This is a genomic window from Paramagnetospirillum kuznetsovii (assembly GCF_003284725.1).
In the GTDB taxonomy this organism is placed as follows: domain Bacteria; phylum Pseudomonadota; class Alphaproteobacteria; order Rhodospirillales; family Magnetospirillaceae; genus Phaeospirillum; species Phaeospirillum kuznetsovii.
Window position 1 is genome coordinate 94,848 of the sequence record NZ_PGTO01000010.1, and the last position, 15,959, is coordinate 110,806.

Annotated in this window: 18 protein-coding genes; 12 read left to right on the top strand and 6 right to left on the bottom strand. The window is 64.1% G+C overall.

The genetic code is table 11. The features are described from left to right. Positions 1 to 55: 55 nt before the first annotated feature. Both CU669_RS13495 and CU669_RS13500 read right to left on the bottom strand, forming a co-directional pair. Positions 56 to 2,017, bottom strand: a complete 1,962-nt coding sequence (locus tag CU669_RS13495; protein WP_161539666.1) for a TonB-dependent copper receptor — start codon at positions 2,015 to 2,017, stop codon at positions 56 to 58. Positions 2,018 to 2,199: 182 nt separating this feature from the next. Then, entirely contained in the window at positions 2,200 to 2,577 is a 378-nt protein-coding gene (locus CU669_RS13500) for a DUF2946 family protein (RefSeq protein ID WP_112145548.1), read from the bottom strand. Between the two features lie 184 nt (positions 2,578 to 2,761). Between CU669_RS13500 and CU669_RS13505 the strand changes: the two genes are divergently transcribed. Then, positions 2,762 to 3,319, top strand: a complete 558-nt coding sequence (locus CU669_RS13505) for an SCO family protein (RefSeq protein ID WP_161539667.1) — start codon at positions 2,762 to 2,764, stop codon at positions 3,317 to 3,319. Between the two features lie 188 nt (positions 3,320 to 3,507). Here the strand turns inward: CU669_RS13505 and CU669_RS13510 are convergent, their stop codons facing one another. Then, positions 3,508 to 3,981, bottom strand: a complete 474-nt coding sequence (locus tag CU669_RS13510) for a MarR family winged helix-turn-helix transcriptional regulator (RefSeq protein WP_112145552.1) — start codon at positions 3,979 to 3,981, stop codon at positions 3,508 to 3,510. Positions 3,982 to 4,129: 148 nt separating this feature from the next. Between CU669_RS13510 and CU669_RS13515 the strand changes: the two genes are divergently transcribed. The 4 genes from CU669_RS13515 to CU669_RS13530 are packed head-to-tail and all read left to right on the top strand — an operon-like array spanning position 4,130 to position 7,731. After that, entirely contained in the window at positions 4,130 to 5,320 is a 1,191-nt protein-coding gene (locus tag CU669_RS13515; protein ID WP_112145554.1) for a 3-hydroxybenzoate 6-monooxygenase, read from the top strand. Between the two features lie 5 nt (positions 5,321 to 5,325). Continuing rightward, a complete protein-coding gene (gene maiA / locus CU669_RS13520; protein ID WP_112145556.1) occupies positions 5,326 to 5,967 on the top strand; it encodes a maleylacetoacetate isomerase in 642 nt (213 codons plus the stop codon). 10 nt (positions 5,968 to 5,977) lie between these two features. Continuing rightward, entirely contained in the window at positions 5,978 to 7,021 is a 1,044-nt protein-coding gene (locus CU669_RS13525) for a cupin domain-containing protein (RefSeq protein WP_112145558.1), read from the top strand. Positions 7,022 to 7,041: 20 nt separating this feature from the next. Then, on the top strand, positions 7,042 to 7,731 hold the full coding sequence (locus CU669_RS13530; RefSeq protein WP_112145560.1) for a fumarylacetoacetate hydrolase family protein: 690 nt from the start codon (positions 7,042 to 7,044) through the stop codon (positions 7,729 to 7,731). Positions 7,732 to 7,770: 39 nt separating this feature from the next. On the opposite strand, the gene CU669_RS13535 is transcribed toward CU669_RS13530, so the two are convergent. Beyond that, positions 7,771 to 8,052, bottom strand: a complete 282-nt coding sequence (locus CU669_RS13535; RefSeq protein ID WP_112145562.1) for a hypothetical protein — start codon at positions 8,050 to 8,052, stop codon at positions 7,771 to 7,773. 437 nt (positions 8,053 to 8,489) lie between these two features. Between CU669_RS13535 and CU669_RS13540 the strand changes: the two genes are divergently transcribed. From CU669_RS13540 to CU669_RS13550, 3 genes are read left to right on the top strand one after another with little or no spacing between them, the layout of a single operon-like run. Then, positions 8,490 to 10,178 (top strand): methyl-accepting chemotaxis protein, encoded by a 1,689-nt coding sequence (locus CU669_RS13540; RefSeq protein ID WP_112145564.1) that lies wholly within the window; start codon positions 8,490 to 8,492, stop codon positions 10,176 to 10,178. 13 nt (positions 10,179 to 10,191) lie between these two features. Further along, complete coding sequence (locus CU669_RS13545) at positions 10,192 to 10,503, top strand: STAS domain-containing protein (RefSeq protein WP_112145566.1); 312 nt, start codon at positions 10,192 to 10,194, stop codon at positions 10,501 to 10,503. A gap of 41 nt (positions 10,504 to 10,544) precedes the next feature. Continuing rightward, positions 10,545 to 11,201: an ATP-binding protein gene (locus tag CU669_RS13550; protein WP_161539668.1), complete on the top strand. Its 657-nt coding sequence runs from the start codon at positions 10,545 to 10,547 to the stop codon at positions 11,199 to 11,201. Positions 11,202 to 11,235: 34 nt separating this feature from the next. Here the strand turns inward: CU669_RS13550 and CU669_RS13555 are convergent, their stop codons facing one another. Then, on the bottom strand, positions 11,236 to 11,448 hold the full coding sequence (locus CU669_RS13555; protein WP_112145571.1) for a hypothetical protein: 213 nt from the start codon (positions 11,446 to 11,448) through the stop codon (positions 11,236 to 11,238). Positions 11,449 to 11,586: 138 nt separating this feature from the next. On the opposite strand from CU669_RS13555, the gene CU669_RS13560 reads away from it, so the two are divergent. Next, positions 11,587 to 12,165 carry a YqaA family protein gene (locus CU669_RS13560; RefSeq protein WP_112145574.1) on the top strand — a complete coding sequence of 193 codons (579 nt, stop codon included), beginning with the start codon at positions 11,587 to 11,589 and terminating at the stop codon, positions 12,163 to 12,165. Between the two features lie 32 nt (positions 12,166 to 12,197). Here CU669_RS13560 and rimO read toward each other — a convergent pair whose 3' ends face one another. Continuing rightward, positions 12,198 to 13,550: a 30S ribosomal protein S12 methylthiotransferase RimO gene (gene rimO / locus CU669_RS13565; protein WP_112145576.1), complete on the bottom strand. Its 1,353-nt coding sequence runs from the start codon at positions 13,548 to 13,550 to the stop codon at positions 12,198 to 12,200. 162 nt (positions 13,551 to 13,712) lie between these two features. On the opposite strand from rimO, the gene CU669_RS13570 reads away from it, so the two are divergent. From CU669_RS13570 to CU669_RS13580, 3 genes are read left to right on the top strand one after another with little or no spacing between them, the layout of a single operon-like run. Further along, positions 13,713 to 14,417: an ABC transporter permease gene (locus CU669_RS13570; RefSeq protein WP_112145578.1), complete on the top strand. Its 705-nt coding sequence runs from the start codon at positions 13,713 to 13,715 to the stop codon at positions 14,415 to 14,417. Next, entirely contained in the window at positions 14,414 to 15,151 is a 738-nt protein-coding gene (locus CU669_RS13575) for an ATP-binding cassette domain-containing protein (protein WP_112145580.1), read from the top strand. The genes CU669_RS13570 and CU669_RS13575 overlap by 4 nt, the downstream gene beginning before the upstream one ends. Further along, positions 15,145 to 15,957 carry a substrate-binding domain-containing protein gene (locus tag CU669_RS13580; RefSeq protein ID WP_112145582.1) on the top strand — a complete coding sequence of 271 codons (813 nt, stop codon included), beginning with the start codon at positions 15,145 to 15,147 and terminating at the stop codon, positions 15,955 to 15,957. The genes CU669_RS13575 and CU669_RS13580 overlap by 7 nt, the downstream gene beginning before the upstream one ends. Positions 15,958 to 15,959: the final 2 nt, after the last annotated feature.

Genomic DNA, 15,959 nt, shown 5'->3' on the forward strand with positions numbered 1-15,959 from the left:
TAACCAGGGGAGCAAAGGAGCCCGGATCATCTCCGGGCTCCTCGCCATCGTCACATCAGAACCGGACGGTACCCCGCATCCAAAGGGTGCGGCCGGGTTCGTTCACCCGCCTTGTATCCTGATAGGCGGCAAGATTGCTCATGCCGGTCAGGGTGCCGGTCTTGCTCACATGCTCGGCATAGTTCTTGTCGAAGATGTTGTCGATGCCGCCGGTCACGGTGATGGCGTCGTGGGGCCGCCAACCGGCATTGGCCGACAGGACGGCGAAGCCGCTGGTGCGGCCGATATCCTGGCCGATCACGTTACCCCAACCCACTTGAACCTGTTCCTGGCTGGACACGGCGCGCAGCAACAGGCCGCCCAGGAATGTGCCATCGTCGTATTTGACCGCCCAGGTGGTGTTCAACGGCGGCGTCTGGGCCAGCGCCCGGCCATCGGTCAGATTCTCGCCGCGAACGAAAGCGGCGGTGGCCTCGGCTGTCCAATTGGTCAGGAAGGAATAGGCCAGTTCAGCTTCGACGCCCCTGGTCTGCGCTTCGATGTTCTTGGACCAGCCCGATGAGACAAGGATGTAGTTGCTGGTCCGGGTGGCGAAGGCCGAAACCGAACCACTCCAATCCGCACTCTTGAACAGCGCCCCCACATCCACTTGATTGGTTCGCTCCGACTGGATGGAGAACGAGGCGGTGGATTTCGAGCGTTCCCAGTAATCGGGGGCGCGCTGCACATGGCCGAGACTGGCGAAGGTAGTCACCGGCAGGCCCAGGTCGATGTCATGCTCGAAACGGCCGAAACCGGAATGCAGATCGCGGGTGTCGCTGAGATTGGGCCAGGCATTGTGCTTGACCGCCTCGATATGGGTGAGGCGATAACCGCCGATGACGCGGCTTGCCTGGGTGATGTCCTGGCGCACTTCGCCGAAGGCGGCGACGGTGTCGAAGGTCATGTCGGCAAGGCGGTTCTTATCGTTGATGTTTTGGCCCGCGGTATATTGGGCGGCGGTCAGGGCGCGCGACGAATGCTTGTCCTGATTGTAGTCGATGCCGGTCGTCACCAGGGTGCTGTCGGTGGGGGTGAGTTCCAGGCGCGCCTTGCCGCCCACCATCAGGTGATCCACATTGCTGGCGCCCATGCCCACATAGGGCCGCATGGTATAGCCGTCCATCAGATGATCGACGTAATTGTAGTAGCCGATGACCTGCGCTTTCGAGATCAAGGGCGTCAACTGGGTCTTGGTGACGCCCAGCTTGACGCTGTCGCGGTCGAAGCGGACACCGTCCATGCCGCCGCCCGCATAGGCCGCCTGGGCCTGGCTGTGGTCGAGGGTGGCCTCGACGCGGGTGGTGTCGTCGGGGGTCCAGCCCAGCATGGCGGTGCCGCTGGCCCGCCAGTAGTTGGAATGGACCAGGTCGCCGACGCCGCTGCGATAGTCGTCGCTGGACGAGTGATTGCCCATCATGCGGATATAGCCGGTCTTGGCGCCGCTGGTCAGGTCCAGGGTCTCGTCGTTACGGTTGAACGAGCCGTACAGGCCGGTGGCATTGGCCCGGAATCCCAGCTCGGAGAAACGCTTGGTGTCTCGGTCCACCAGGACGGTGCCCAGCGCGGTGCCGCCATGGACGACGCTCTGCGGCCCTTTCAGAACCGTCAGCTTGTCGAACGAGCCGGGGAAGATATAGGCGGTGGGCGGATCCATGCGATTGGGGCAGCCGCCCAGCAGCGGGGTGCCGTCCAGCAGGACGTTGAGGCGCGATCCGCCCTGGCCGCGCAGCAGCGGCTCGCCGTCGATGCCGCCCTGGCGGACGACGGAGAAGCCGGGAATGTTCTTCAAGTAACCGGCCCCGTCGGCCGGCGGGACCGGCTGGCGCGGATTGCGCGGATCGGTCTCGATCACCATGGGCTCGTTCATCCGGGGGGCGGTGATGATGACTTCACCGAAATCCCGCGCCGACGGGTCGCTTTGGGACACCGGGGCCTCCTCGGCCTTGGCGCCCAGGGGGGTGAGAAGAATGGACATGCCCGTCAGCAGGGCATGGACGGAGGTAGATCCTTTTAGTCGTGCAAGCATGTTGATTCCCCTGTCGGCACGCCGTGGCATGGCGTGCCGCTGGCCGTGATCCGCCTTGGATCAGGGCCGAGTCATGACGAAGCGACGCTTCGGGCCAAGGCCATGGGCGTCTCGATTCGGTCGTCTTGGGCTCAGGAAAGGGGAGGGGCTCGGGCGCGATTGTGGCCGGGAGCGGTCCCGGGCGAAAAGTCCGTCTGGGTCGGGGAATAGGCGATCCGGACCGACGGCGTGGTGGGCGGGGACAAGCCGGGAATGGGCGGGGCCAATTCCACGGTCTGGCCCACATGGCAATAGACGCAGCAATTATGGACGGGCGTCGGCGCGTCGCTTTCCGCCGCCTTGCTTTCACCTGGGCGGGGCGTATGGCAGATGTCGCCGCCGAAAACCGGATCACCGGCAAGGGCACGCGCCCCGGCCATGACATCGCCGATGGATCCCAGGCACAAGGCGACCGCCAGCAGCGCCGCCGCCGCCGTCCGCCAAATCCTGCCCGGTATCATACGGCCCATCACGGTGTTCCATCCATATCGTGCGCAACCTAGGCCGGTGCGGCCCTCCCCACGGTGACCATCGTCAATTAGGGGAGTCGTCACAGACGTCTTACTCGAAAGTATGAGGTGTTTCACTCTCGACTTAGGTCTAGGCTTGATCTCCATCATGGAGACTGGGTACGGATATGCTCAGACTGCCACGATGAACAAGTTCAGCGCATATCTCACGGCTTTGCTGCTGAGCGTTTTGCTGGCGGTCGGGACGGCGCGGGCCGATCCTATCGGCGGGCCGTTCACCCTGGCCGGTCCCGAGAACCGCGTGGTCAGCGACAGTGATTTTCGCGGCCGGTGGATGCTGGTCTATTTCGGCTATACGTCGTGTCCCGATGCCTGCCCCACCGATCTTCAGCGCATGACGGAGGCGCTGGATGCCCTTGGGCCACTGGCCGAGCGTATTCAGCCGCTTCTCATCACCCTCGATCCCGCCCGCGATACCCCGGCACGGCTGGCCGAGTATGTGACGATGTTCCATCCGCGCCTGATGGGACTGTCCGGTTCGACGGACCAGATCGACGAGGTCGCCAAGCGCTTCCGCGCCCGTTTCGTCCGCCATCCGCCCGATAAGGACGGCAATTACGCGGTGGACCATACCACCATCATTTATCTGGTCGGACCCCATGGCGGCTTCGTGGAGTGGTACAAGTCGGGGGTTCCCGTGGCCGACATGGCCCAGGCCATCCGCCGCCAGATGTTTCGCTAGGGCCAATCGATATTCAGGGAATTCGGCCGATTTCAGCTTGAAACGTCTGTCTGGCAGGAATTTTAGCCACAGATGAACACAGATACACACAGATGAATTGAGAGATTTCCATATCTGTGCCCCGCGTAGCGAGTATCTGTGTGCATCTGTGGCCCATTTTCCTTCTATCCATTTGATTATCGATTGTTTTAATCCCCCTTGATGGGCGAGCGGCTGAATGGGTTGTTCTGGCTGACCAGCTTATCCAGCAGTATCAGCACCTGCCGCCGCTCCTCGGGGGCGAGGGGATAGAGAATCCGCTCTTGGGTACGCAGCACCGCCGGGGTGATGGCATCCAGAAGCTGGCGGCCCTGCTCGGTGATGTAAAGCTCGCGGGTGCGGCGATCCGCTTGGCCGACGCGGCGGTCGATCAGTCCCTTGGCCTCCAGCCGCTCCACCACGCCGCCGATGGTGGTGCGGTCAAAGGCGATGGCGCCCGATAGGCCGATCTGATCGAGGCCCGGACGGGCGCAGATGGCGTCCAATGCCGCGAACTGCACCGGCGTCAGGTCGAATTGACGAGACTCGTCCAGGAAAATGCCCACGGCGATCTGGTGCAGCCTGCGGATCAGATGTCCGGGAAGCTGGTCCAGCGCGAGGGGTGGGCTGTGGGTCTCGTCCATTGCGGAGCGGCCTGTCAATAGCACAATGGTCGAGCATGCGGGAGGGGGCAACCGGGCGTCAAGCGAACCTCCGAAAATATAATTGACAGTATGCTGATTAATTTGATAACCCTGGATTGTCTCTAAAGAACGACAAGAGGGCGTCCCCATGGGTAGCAAGGCCAAGCGCAAGGTGATTATTGCCGGTGGCGGCATCGGCGGTTTGTCGGCGGCTCTCGGGCTGGCCAACAAGGGCTGTTCGGTGACGGTGCTGGAGCAATCGGAAAAGTTCGGCGAAATCGGCGCCGGTATCCAGATCGGCCCCAATGCCTTCCACGCCATGGACTATCTGGGCGTCGGCGATGCCGGGCGCGCCAAGGCGGTCTATATCGACAAGTTGGTGATGATGGACGGGCTGTCGGGCGACCAGATCGCCCAGATCCCGGTGGACGAGCCGTTCCGCAAGCGCTTCGGCAATCCCTATGCGGTGATCCACCGCGCCGATCTGCACGGCGTGTTCCTGGACGGCTGCGTCAAGCATCCCGACATCACCCTGATCAACACCGAGCGGGCGGTCGCCTATGAAAACACCGCGTCTGGGGCCAAGGTCATCACCGAGAAGGGCAGCGTCTACGAGGGCGATGCCGTCATCGGCTGCGACGGGGTTCGCTCGAAGCTCCGCGAACAGCTGACCGGCGGCGACGCCCTGCGCCTGTCGGGTCACGTGGCGTACCGCGCCGTGCTGCCCATCGACAAGATGCCGGAAGACCTGCGCTGGAACGCCGCCACCCTATGGGCCGGGCCGAAGTGCCACATGGTCCATTATCCGTTGCAGGGCTGGAAGACCTTCAATCTGGTGGCCACCTTCGTCACCGATATCGAGAACGTGGGAACCAACGAACCGGGCCACCGCGACGAGGTTCTGTCCCGGTTCGGCGACATCGTGCCGCGTGCCCGCAAGCTTTTGGAGGTGCCCACCGAATGGCGGCGCTGGGTGCTGGGCGACCGCGAGCCCATCGAGAACTGGTCCGACGGCAACGTCACCCTGCTGGGCGACGCCGCCCATCCGACCCATCAGTATTTCGCCCAGGGCGCCTGCATGGCCATGGAGGACGCGGTTTGCCTCGCCGATCGGGTCGAGAAATTCGACGGTGACTTCAAGTCGGCCTTCATCGCCTATCAGGACGAGCGGATCATCCGCGCTTACCGGGTGGTGTTGTCGTCGCGGCAATTGGGGCTGCTCTATCATGCCCAGGGCGTCGAGCGTAAGATCCGCAACGCGGTGCTTGGCGCCAAAAGCCCGAACGACTTCTACAACAGCCTGGAATGGCTGTATGGCGGCACCGGATTGGGAGGCTGATCCCCATGAAGCTTTATGGATTTTTCCGCTCGTCGGCGGCCTATCGGGTCCGCATCGCCCTCGGCCTCAAGAGCATCGCCGTGGATCACGCTTTCGTCCATCTGCGTCGGAAGGATCAGCAGGCGCCCGGCTATGTGGAGATCAATCCCCAGGCGCTGGTGCCCACCCTGATCACCGATTCCGGCCAGCCCCTGACCCAGTCCCTGGCCATCATGGAGTATCTCGACGAGATTCAGCCCAGTCCGGCCCTTCTGCCCAAAAGCCCGGAAGATCGCGCCTGGGTCCGTTCCCTGGCCTTGGCGGTGGCCTGTGACATCCATCCGCTCAACAATACGCGGGTACTCGGCTACCTGAAGGAGGGCATGGGCCTGGACCAGGCCGCCGCCGACCGTTGGTACGCCCATTGGATCGCGGTGGGCCTGCAGGGGCTGGAAGCCATGCTGGCCAAGGATTCCCGCGTCGGACCCTATTGCTGCGGCGACCAAGTGACCCTGGCCGATATCTGCCTGGTGCCGCAATTGTTCAACGCCGAGCGCATGAACTGCCCCACCGAGGCCTATCCCACCATTCGCCGCATCGCCGCCGCTCTCCGGGCCTTGCCAGCCTTCCAGGCGGCCGAGCCCGGCCGCCAGCCCGACGCCGAGTAGGAGAGACACCATGAGTTCACTGGGAACCCTGGCCGATCTTCCGGTCGAGTACGTGGAGGGTCTGACGGCGCGCAATCTGGTGCCGCTGTGGCCCAGCCTGCGCTCGGTCCTGCCCTACGGCATCCCGGCGCGGCGCACCAAGCCGGTGGTGTGGCGCTATGGCGAGATCCGTCCCAACCTTTTGAAGGCGGGCGAGCTGACCCCCATTCACAAGGCGGAGCGCCGGGTGCTGGTCCTGGCCAATCCCGGCCTGGGGCTGGAGAACATGCAGGCGACGCCCTCCATCTATATCGGCATGCAGCTGATCCTGCCGGGCGAGACCGCGCCCAACCACCGCCACAGCCCCAGCGCGGTGCGCTTCGTGGTGGAGGGCGAGGGGGGCTTCACCGCCGTGGACGGCGAACGGCTGCCCATGGAAAAGGGCGACCTGATCCTGACGCCGTCGGGCCTGTGGCACGAGCACGGCCATACCGGCAAGGGGCCGGTGGTGTGGCTGGACGCCCTGGACCTTCCGGCGGTCTACGCGCTGGAAGCCTCGTACTGCATCGAGGGCCAGTCGCAGACCGTGCGCAACGAGCCGGATTCATCGCAGACCCGCTATCGCCGCGCCGGATTGCTGCCCTATACCGCGCTGGGCAAGGGCCGCTCGCCCTATCCGCTGCTGCGCTTCCCCTGGCGCGACGTGCGCGAGTCGCTGGAGGCGCTGGCCGGAGTCACTCCGCGCGACGAGATGGTCCACCTCGCCTATGTCAATCCCGAGACCGGCCAGGAATGCTTGCCGATCCTGGGCTTCTCCGCGATCATGCTGCGGCCCGGCGAGACGGTCCGGCCGACAAGGCGCTCCGCCTCGGCGGTGATCCATGCCGTATCGGGCAGCGGCCAGACCGAGATCGACGGCGTCACCCTGACCTGGGACGAAAGCGACACCATGGCGGTTCCCACCCACGCCAAAGTCACCATCACCAATGCCAGCGCCAAGGCGCCGGCCTTCCTGTTCATGGTCGACGACGCGCCCATGCAGCGCAAGCTCGGCTATTACGAAGACTTCGCCTGAAGGAGGCCCCCGACGTGAGCATGATCTTCACCCCGCCCGAAACCGTCTCGGCCCCCATCGACGGCAGCGATGACCGCTTCCCCATCCGCCGCATCTTCTGCGTCGGCCGCAATTACGAGGCCCATGCCAAGGAAATGGGCGTGGTGGCCGACCGCGAGGCGCCCTTCTACTTCATGAAGGGCAATTACGCCTATTGCCCGTCGGGCGCCACCATCGCCTATCCGCCGGGCACCGCCAATTATCACCACGAAATGGAACTGGTGGTGGCCATCGGCAAGGGCGGATTCCGCATCGCCGCCGACAAGGCCCTGGATCATGTCTACGGATATGCCTGCGGTCTCGACATGACGCGGCGCGACCTGCAGACCCAGGCCCGCGAAAAGCAGCGCCCCTGGGATCTGGGCAAGGATTTCGAGGATTCGGCGGTGCTGAGCCCCATCGTTCCCTCCAGCCGCATCGGCCATCCGGCCAAGGCCGCCATCGCTCTCACCGTCAACGGCGCCACCAAGCAGTCGTCCAGCACGGCGGAGCTGATCCACCCGGTTCCGGCCCTGATCGCCCATCTGTCGCAGTACTATCACCTGCAGCCGGGCGACCTGATCTATACCGGTACGCCCGAAGGCGTCGGACCGGTCAAGCCGGGCGACAGGATCGAAGGCGTCATCGAAGGCGTCGGCACCATCGCCCTGACCATCGGTCCGGCGGAATAAGAAACAGGCCCCGGGACTATCGCCCGGGGCCTGTTTGCTTCAGCGCCGGGACCGGATTTCCCTGGCGCTCAGGGCTTCGTCGTCGTCGCTGCCATAGCCGTCGTAATGGATGAAGCAGCGGCCGTCGCGCAGCGGGTCCAGCACCACGGCCGGGTACCACGCACCTTCCGACAAGGCTTCGATCTGGGCGCCGGGCACGCAGGCCGACGCCGCCTCGACTTTCCTCGGCGCGCCCGAGGTCGCGGATTCGGGCGGATTCGCCCAGGACGGCGTTCCCGCCGATGGCTGGGCAAGAACCGGCAAGGCGGTCATCGCGACCATGGCGAGCGCTAGGGGTAGTCTGCAATGAGGCATTTCCGGTCTCCATCGGTAAGGGATCGCATGCTGACTGCGAAGCATGGCGAATTCATGGCGCAATAGGGCAGCATGCCCCGTTCCGCCGCTTGCCGAAACCCGAAAACGACCATGCGACCGCATGGGAATGCGACGCCGGAAGCGGTGCCGACCTCATGGAAATTAGATCTCCCATAAATGTTAATGAAATCCCTTCCATTTACATGCGGGACTGTGCATGTGGGTTGGTGTAAACTTAAGTATAGCTAACCATATCCCAAAAATAATAGACACAGATTCAATGCATCTTTGCCTTAATCCATTGCACAATGTGTTGGATTGTTGCGTTGCAACCATATGAATTGACATGACTGCAGCAACCAAACATATATTGACCCCTTGTTAAGCAATGGCGAGGGTGGTCTATGACGTGGCTCGACAACAAGAAGATCGGAATAAAGATCGGATTGATCGTGCTGACCGCCTTTCTGGGCATGGGCATTATCTCTTTCGGGGCACTCAGCCTTCTCGACGATGAGATTTTGTCGGCGCGCAAGACCAAGGTCCAGGATCTGGTCCTGACCGCCGCCAGCATCCTGGGCTCCTATGAATCCGAGGCCAAGGCCGGTCGTATGGGCGAGGACGAGGCGAAGGCGGCGGCGCTGCGCGACATCAAGGCGCTGCGCTACGGCGACAATGACTATTTCTGGGTGCATGACCTGAACGGCAAGATGGTGATGCATCCCATGAAGCCGGACCTTGACGGCACCGACGTCACCGCCATCAAGGACGCCTCGGGGCAACCGCTGTTCGTGCGCATGAACGATGTGGTGAAGGCGCAGGCGGCGGGCTTCCACACCTATACCTGGCCCAAGCCGGGATCGGATAAGGCGGTTTCCAAGATCTCGTATGTCAAGGGCTTCGCCCCTTGGGGGTGGGTGGTCGGAACCGGCCTCTACATCGACGATCTGAACGCCGTTTTCTGGTCACGGGCGCTGTTGTTCGGTCTGGGCGTCGTCTTGGTGGCCGGGTCCATGTTGCTTTTGTCCATGTTGGTGGCGCGCCGCATCACCAGGCCCCTGGCCGTCTTGTCGGACACCATGACGCAATTGTCCAAGAAAGAGTTTCATATCGAGGTTCCCGCCACCCATCGGCTCGATGAATTGGGCGACATGGCGCGGACCGTGGAAATCTTCAAGGAGGGGCTGATTGTCGCCGAGGAACTGGCGGAACAGCAGCGTCAGGCGGATTGGACCAAGGACAGGCGGGCGCAGGTGGTCGACAACCTGCTTAAATCCTTCAACGAGGAAGTGACCGAGGCGCTGTCAGGCATGGTCGAGACCGCGACCCAATTGGAAACCACCTCGGAAAGCCTGTCCGCGACCGCCCAAAGTGCGTCCAGTCAAGCAACCGCCGTGGCATCCGCAATTGAAGAGACGGCGGTCAATATGCGCACCGCCGCCGGTTCGGCCGAGCAACTGGCGACCTCTGGCGAGCTGATCAGCCGCCGGGTCAGTGAATCGGTCGAGATATCCGAAAACGCGTCCAATGAAGCCAGCCGGACGACCGCCTTGGTGAACAGCCTTGCCGCTGCGGTGGGCAAGATCGGCGATGTGGTCGGCCTGATCGCCGACATCGCCGCCCAGACCAATCTGCTGGCGCTCAACGCGACGATCGAGGCCGCGCGCGCCGGAGATGCGGGCAAGGGATTCGCGGTGGTGGCGGGCGAGGTGAAAAGCCTCGCCACCCAGACCGCCCGTGCCACCGACGAGATCGGCAGCCAGATCGCGACGGTGCAAAAGGTCACGGCCGATGCGGTGACCGCCATTTCGTCCATTGCGAAGGTCATCGAACGAATCGGCGAGACGGCGTCGGGGATTGCCCAGGCCGTGCACGAGCAGGACATGGCCACCGGCGAAATCGCGTCCAATGTTCAGCAGGTGGCCCAGGCCACCTCCGAGGTCAGTTCCAATATCCTTGGTGTCAATCAAGCCGCCGAACAGACTGGCGAGGCGGCGGCGCATGTCCTGGGGACCGCCCAGGACGTTACCGGCCGCGCCAATCGCCTGCGCGAGCGTGTCGACACCTTCCTTACCAGCATTCGCGCTTCCTGAGACGGTTTGAGACATGACAAACATCACCTACGGCATCAAGACCACGGCTACGGGCACTGAAATCAATCTCATTGGCCGATTGACCTTTACCGAAGCATCGGTGTTCTCCGCGATTTTGGGCGAACTGGCGTCGTCCAACAAGGAGCGGTGGGACTTTCACGTCGGCCAACTGGACTTCATCGATTCCACCGGTATGAGTCTGTTCGTCCATATCTACGACGCCGCCGCCGCGGACAAGACCAAGGTCGTCATCCACGGTGCCGCGGGCATGGTCCGCGCCGCTCTGGAGCGTGCGGCCTTCCACACACTGTTCGAGTTGAAGTGACAAACGGCAGGGCGGGGACGATCGTTCACTCTGCGGATGGATTGCGCAGTCAGACCATCGTTGACCGTCTCGCCGCCACGCCACTTCTTTGCACCGAAGGCGGCGGTCTGGTCGCGCTGTTCGATGATGCCGCCGCCGGTTCCCTGGGCGCCATTCTTGACGGAAGCGTGGTGGCCGCCATCGATCTGGGCTGTGCCCGGCCGCTGGTGGGCTTGCGATCGTGTCGGGCTGATCTCCTTGTCCGCGTTGCCACCGCGACCCTTCTGCATCACGACGTGGCGGGCCCCATCAGCCAGGCCCTGTGTCGACGCCAGCCAAGGCTGGCGGTTCACCAGGCGGAACTATGCACCGCCTTGCAAGAGGCGGTGGGCAATGCGGTGCTGCATGGCAATCTGGAAGTCGGGAGTGGGCTGCGAGCCAAAGCCGCCGATCTGGGAGCCTTTGCCGATTTGATGGCACGGCGGGGCGCCGACCCGGTCCACGCGTCGCGGCCGGTCACCATTATCGCCCGTTGGCGCGGCGAAAGCCTGATTCTTTCCGTGGAGGACGAAGGGCCGGGCTTTCACGCGGCCTCGACCAATCCCGCCGCAAGCGTCACCGCCCCCAGCGGACGAGGACTCGCCGAGATCAGGGCGGCCTGCCGTCGTCTGTCTCATTCCCGAGGCGGGCGCCGCGTCACCATGAGATTCTCCCCCTAGGACCGTACACCCGTCGCTCGGATCGCGGGCCGCTTCAAGCCTCTGAGACCGGCTCGATGCTGGCCCGCACCAGGAAACGCCTGTCCTGCCACTGATCCATCCAGTGCAGGGTGGCGCCCAGCGGAGTCACCTCCATGATGCCCCAGAAGGAGTGGTGGCAGCCGCGATTGAATGGCGGCAGTGCCGGATGGGTGTTGATGGTTCCCCACCGGATGGATCCCAGAAACGCCGGATCGACTTCGCGCATGCAGGAATATCCGCCGGTTGGAACGGTAAGCGGAGCCTTGCATGCGGACTCCGTGGCCGCCGGAAAGGCGATGAATTCCAGCCATTGCCCTGGGTGCCAACCACTGCTAAACCTCCGCGACCCGATGGAGGACTGGCGATGTTGACGCGGATCTATGATTGGATGATGGCCAAGGCGGCGGACCGGCGCGCCATCTGGTGGCTTGCGGCGGTCTCATTCATCGAAAGCTCGTTCTTCCCCATCCCGCCCGACGTCATGCTGATTCCCATGGTCATCGCGGCGCCGACCCAGTGGCTGCGCGTCGCGCTGGTCTGCACGATCTCCTCGGTTGTCGGCGGCTATCTCGGCTACGCCATCGGCTATTTCGCCATGGACAGCATCGGCGCCGCCATTCTGGGAGCCTTCCACCTTCAGGACAAGTTCCTGGCCTTGAAGCCGATCATCGACGAATGGGGCGTGTGGTTCATCATCATCAAGGGGATGACGCCCATTCCCTACAAGCTGGTGACCATTACGGCGGGCGCCTTCGACTTCGACCTGATGAAGTTCACCTTTGCATCCATCCTGGCCCGTGGCATGCGGTTCTTCATGGTGGCGGCGCTGTTGTGGAAGTTCGGCCCGCCCATCCGCGATTTCGTGGAAACCCGGTTGAAGCTGGTGACCACGGTGTTCGTGGTGGTGCTGGTGGGCGGCTTTTTCGTGGTGAAGCTGCTTTGAGGCGCGAATAAAAGCCCTTTCGCGGCCCCCCGCTAGCGCATGAACCTGGGCCGAGGGGCGGGTTTGCGCCCCACCACTTCGCCCCACAGGTCGTAGTCCTCGGCCGCTTCCACCTTGACCTCGACCACGTCGCCGGGAGACAGATCGGTTTCGCCGTTGATATAGACCTCGCCGTCCACCTCGGGGCTGTCGGATTTGGTGCGGCCGATGGCGCCTTCCTCGTCCACTTCGTCGATGATCACGTCCACCACCGTGCCCACCTTGGCGCTTGCCCGTGCATCGGCGATCTGGCGGGCGGCTTCCATGAAGCGCTGGTGGCGCTCCTCCTTGACGTCCTCGTCCACGTGATCGGCAAGGGTATTGGCCTGGGCGCCCCGGACATTCTCGTATTTGAAGCAGCCGACCCGGTCCAGCTGGGCTTCGTCCAGCCAATCCAGCAGGGATTCGAAGTCGTCCTCGGTCTCGCCGGGGAAGCCGACGATGAAGGTGGAGCGGATGGCCAGATCGGGGCAGGTCTCGCGCCAAGACCTAATCCGCCCCAACACCTTTTCCTGGTTGGCCGGGCGCCGCATGGCCTTCAAGACATTGGGGCTGGCGTGCTGGAAGGGGATGTCCAGATAGGGCAGGATCTTGCCCTCGGCCATCAGGGGAATGACCTCGTCCACATGGGGATAGGGGTAGACGTAGTGCAGGCGGATCCAAATGCCCAGATCGCCCAGCGCCGAGGCCAGGTCGGTCAGGTGGGTGCGTAGCGGGCGGCCGCGCCACTGGCCCTCGGCGTGGCGCAGATCCAGGCCGTAGGCGCTGGTATCCTGGGAGATCACCAGCAGTTCGCGCACGCCCGCCTCGGCAAGGCGCTCGGCCTCGCCCAGCACCTCGGCGATGGGGCGCGAGGCCAGCGGGCCGCGGATGTCGGGAATGATGCAGAACGAGCAGCTGTTGTGGCAGCCCTCGGAAATCTTCAGATAGGCGTAGTGGCTGGGCGTCAGATGCAGGCCTTCCGGCGGCACCAGCGACTGCTTGGGGTCGTGCTGGGGCGGCACCACGCCGTGCACCGCCTCGACCACCGCCTGATACTGATGCGGCCCGGTCACCGACAGCACCGAGGGGTGGAGCGCGCGGATGGTCTTCTCGTCGCCGCCCATGCAGCCGGTGACGATGACCTTGCCGTTCTCCGCCAAAGCCTCGCCGATGGCCTCCAAGGATTCGGCGCGGGCGGAATCCAGGAAGCCGCAGGTATTGACGATCACCACATCGGCGCCGTCATAGCTGTCGGAGATGTCGTAGCCCTCGGCCCGAAGGCGGGTCAGGATGCGCTCGGAATCCACCAGCGCCTTGGCGCAGCCGAGGCTGACGATACCGACCTTGGGAACTGACGTGGTCATGGCAAGTCCTGATGGCATGAGCGGGAGCGCGTGACTTAGCGGAAATGGGCGTCCGAACGCAAGGAGTTCGCGGCAGGGGCCGACCACAGGCTCTGCAGGGTCATTCGTTTCTTAACAGTCATCCGCAAAGAATGCACAATGGAGCAAGAAAACGGGAGTTCCATGCTCGATCTTGCCGCCGCCCTGTCCAGCGCCATGGCGCTGGTGACCTCACTCGATCCGCAGATGCTCGTCATCGTGCGGCTTTCGGTGCTGGTGTCCGGCTCCGCCGTGCTGCTGGCGGCGGTCATCGGCTTGCCATTGGGGGCGCTGCTGGCCTTGTCCGATTTTCCCGGGCGCGGGGCGCTGGTGGTGGCCATCAACGCCTGCATGGGATTGCCGCCGGTGGTGGTGGGCCTTGTCGTCTATCTGCTGCTGTCGCGGGCTGGGCCGCTGGGAGAGTTCGGGCTGCTGTTCACGCCCTCGGCCATGGTGGCGGCGCAGACGGTCCTGGTGCTGCCCATCGTGGCCGCGCTGTCGCGCCAGGTGGTGGCCGATCTGTGGGAGGAATACGGCGAGCAACTGCGTTCGCTGGGGGCGTCGCGTCCGGCGGTGGTCGCCACCTTGCTGTGGGACGGCCGCTTCAGCCTGCTGACCGCCATTCTGGCGGGCTTCGGTCGCGCTTCCGCCGAGGTGGGGGCGGTGATGATCGTCGGCGGCAACATCAACGGCGTGACGCGCACCATGACCACCGCCATCGCCCTGGAGACCAGCAAGGGCGATCTGGCGCTGGCGCTGGGGTTGGGGATCATCCTGATCGGATTGGTGACGGCGGTGAATGCCGCGGTCTTCCTGCTGGGCCACGTCGCCCGTCGGAGGATGGGGTGAACCGGGAGACCGACAGCATACTGCCGCTTGAACTGGACGGGGTCGGATATGCCGTGCAGGGACGTCGTCTGCTTCAGGGGGTAAGTCTACGGCTGGAAGCGGGAACGCGCACCATCGTGCTTGGGCCCAACGGCGCGGGAAAGAGCCTGTTGCTGCGGCTGTGCCACGGCTTGCTGGAGCCGACCGAGGGACTTTTGCGTTGGGGCGGTGCTTCCGGTCTGGCCGAACAGGCGTTGCGCCGCCGCCAGGCCATGGTGTTCCAGCGGCCGGTGTTATTGCGCCGTTCCGCCTTCGCCAACGTCACCTATGTGTTGGGGCTGCTGGGCATGCCCTTGGTGGCGCGCGCCGAAGCGGCCATGGCGGCGCTGGACCGCTTCGGCCTGGCCGATCTGGCGGCGCGACCGGCCAGGGTGCTGTCGGGCGGCGAGCAACAGCGCCTGGCCCTGGCGCGGGCCTGGGCCATGGAACCCGATATTCTGTTCCTGGACGAGCCGACCTCGGCCTTGGACCCATCCTCGACCCTGGCGGTGGAGATGGCCATTCACGACTTCCATGTCGCGGGCGTCAAGATCGTCATGACGACCCATGATCTCGGTCAGGCGCGGCGGCTGGCCGACGAAGTGATTTTCCTGTCGCGGGGGCAACTGATCGAGGCGTCCCCCGCCGCAACCTTCTTCAAAGGGCCTGTCAGCGGGCAGGCCAGGGCTTTCCTTGCGGGAGAATTGGTATGCTGAAACGGATCATGATTGTCGCGGCCATGCTGTTCTGCGCGGCGCCGCAGGTGAGTGCCCAGGAGCGCTTCATTACCCTGGCTTCCACCACCTCCACCGACCAGTCGGGGCTGTTCGGCCATCTGCTGCCCATGTTCAGGGCGGAGACGGGCATTTGGGTGCGAGTGGTGGCGGTGGGAACCGGCCAAGCCCTCAAACTGGGCGAGCGCGGCGACGCCGACGCCCTGTTGGTGCATGACCGGGCGGGCGAGGACAAATTCGTCGCCGAGGGATTCGGCATCGATCGCCGCGACGTCATGTATAACGACTTCGTGGTGGTGGGGCCAAAGGCCGACCCGGCCGGAGTCAAGGGCGCCCCTTCGGTGGCCGAGGCCTTCAAGCGCATCGCCGCCACCAAGGCGCCCTTCGCCTCGCGCGGCGATGATTCGGGGACGCATCGTTCGGAACTGCGCATCTGGAAGTCGGCGGGGGTCGATGTGAAGGCCGCCGGTTCCGGCTGGTATCGTGAACTCGGCTCGGGCATGGGGCCGACGCTGAACACCGCCGCCGGGATGAATGCCTACGCCTTGGCCGATCGCGGCACCTGGGCGGGCTTCAAGAACCGCCAGTCCCTGGTGATCGTGTCCGAGGGCGACAGGTCGCTGTTCAATCCCTATGGCAGTATTCTGGTCAATCCGGCCCGCCATGCCGGCATCAAGGCGGCGGATGCGGTCGTCTGGCATCGCTGGCTGACCGGACCGAAGGGCCAAGCGGCCATCGCGGGCTTCAAGATCGACGGTGAGCAGTTGTTCTTTCCCGATTCCAAATAGCA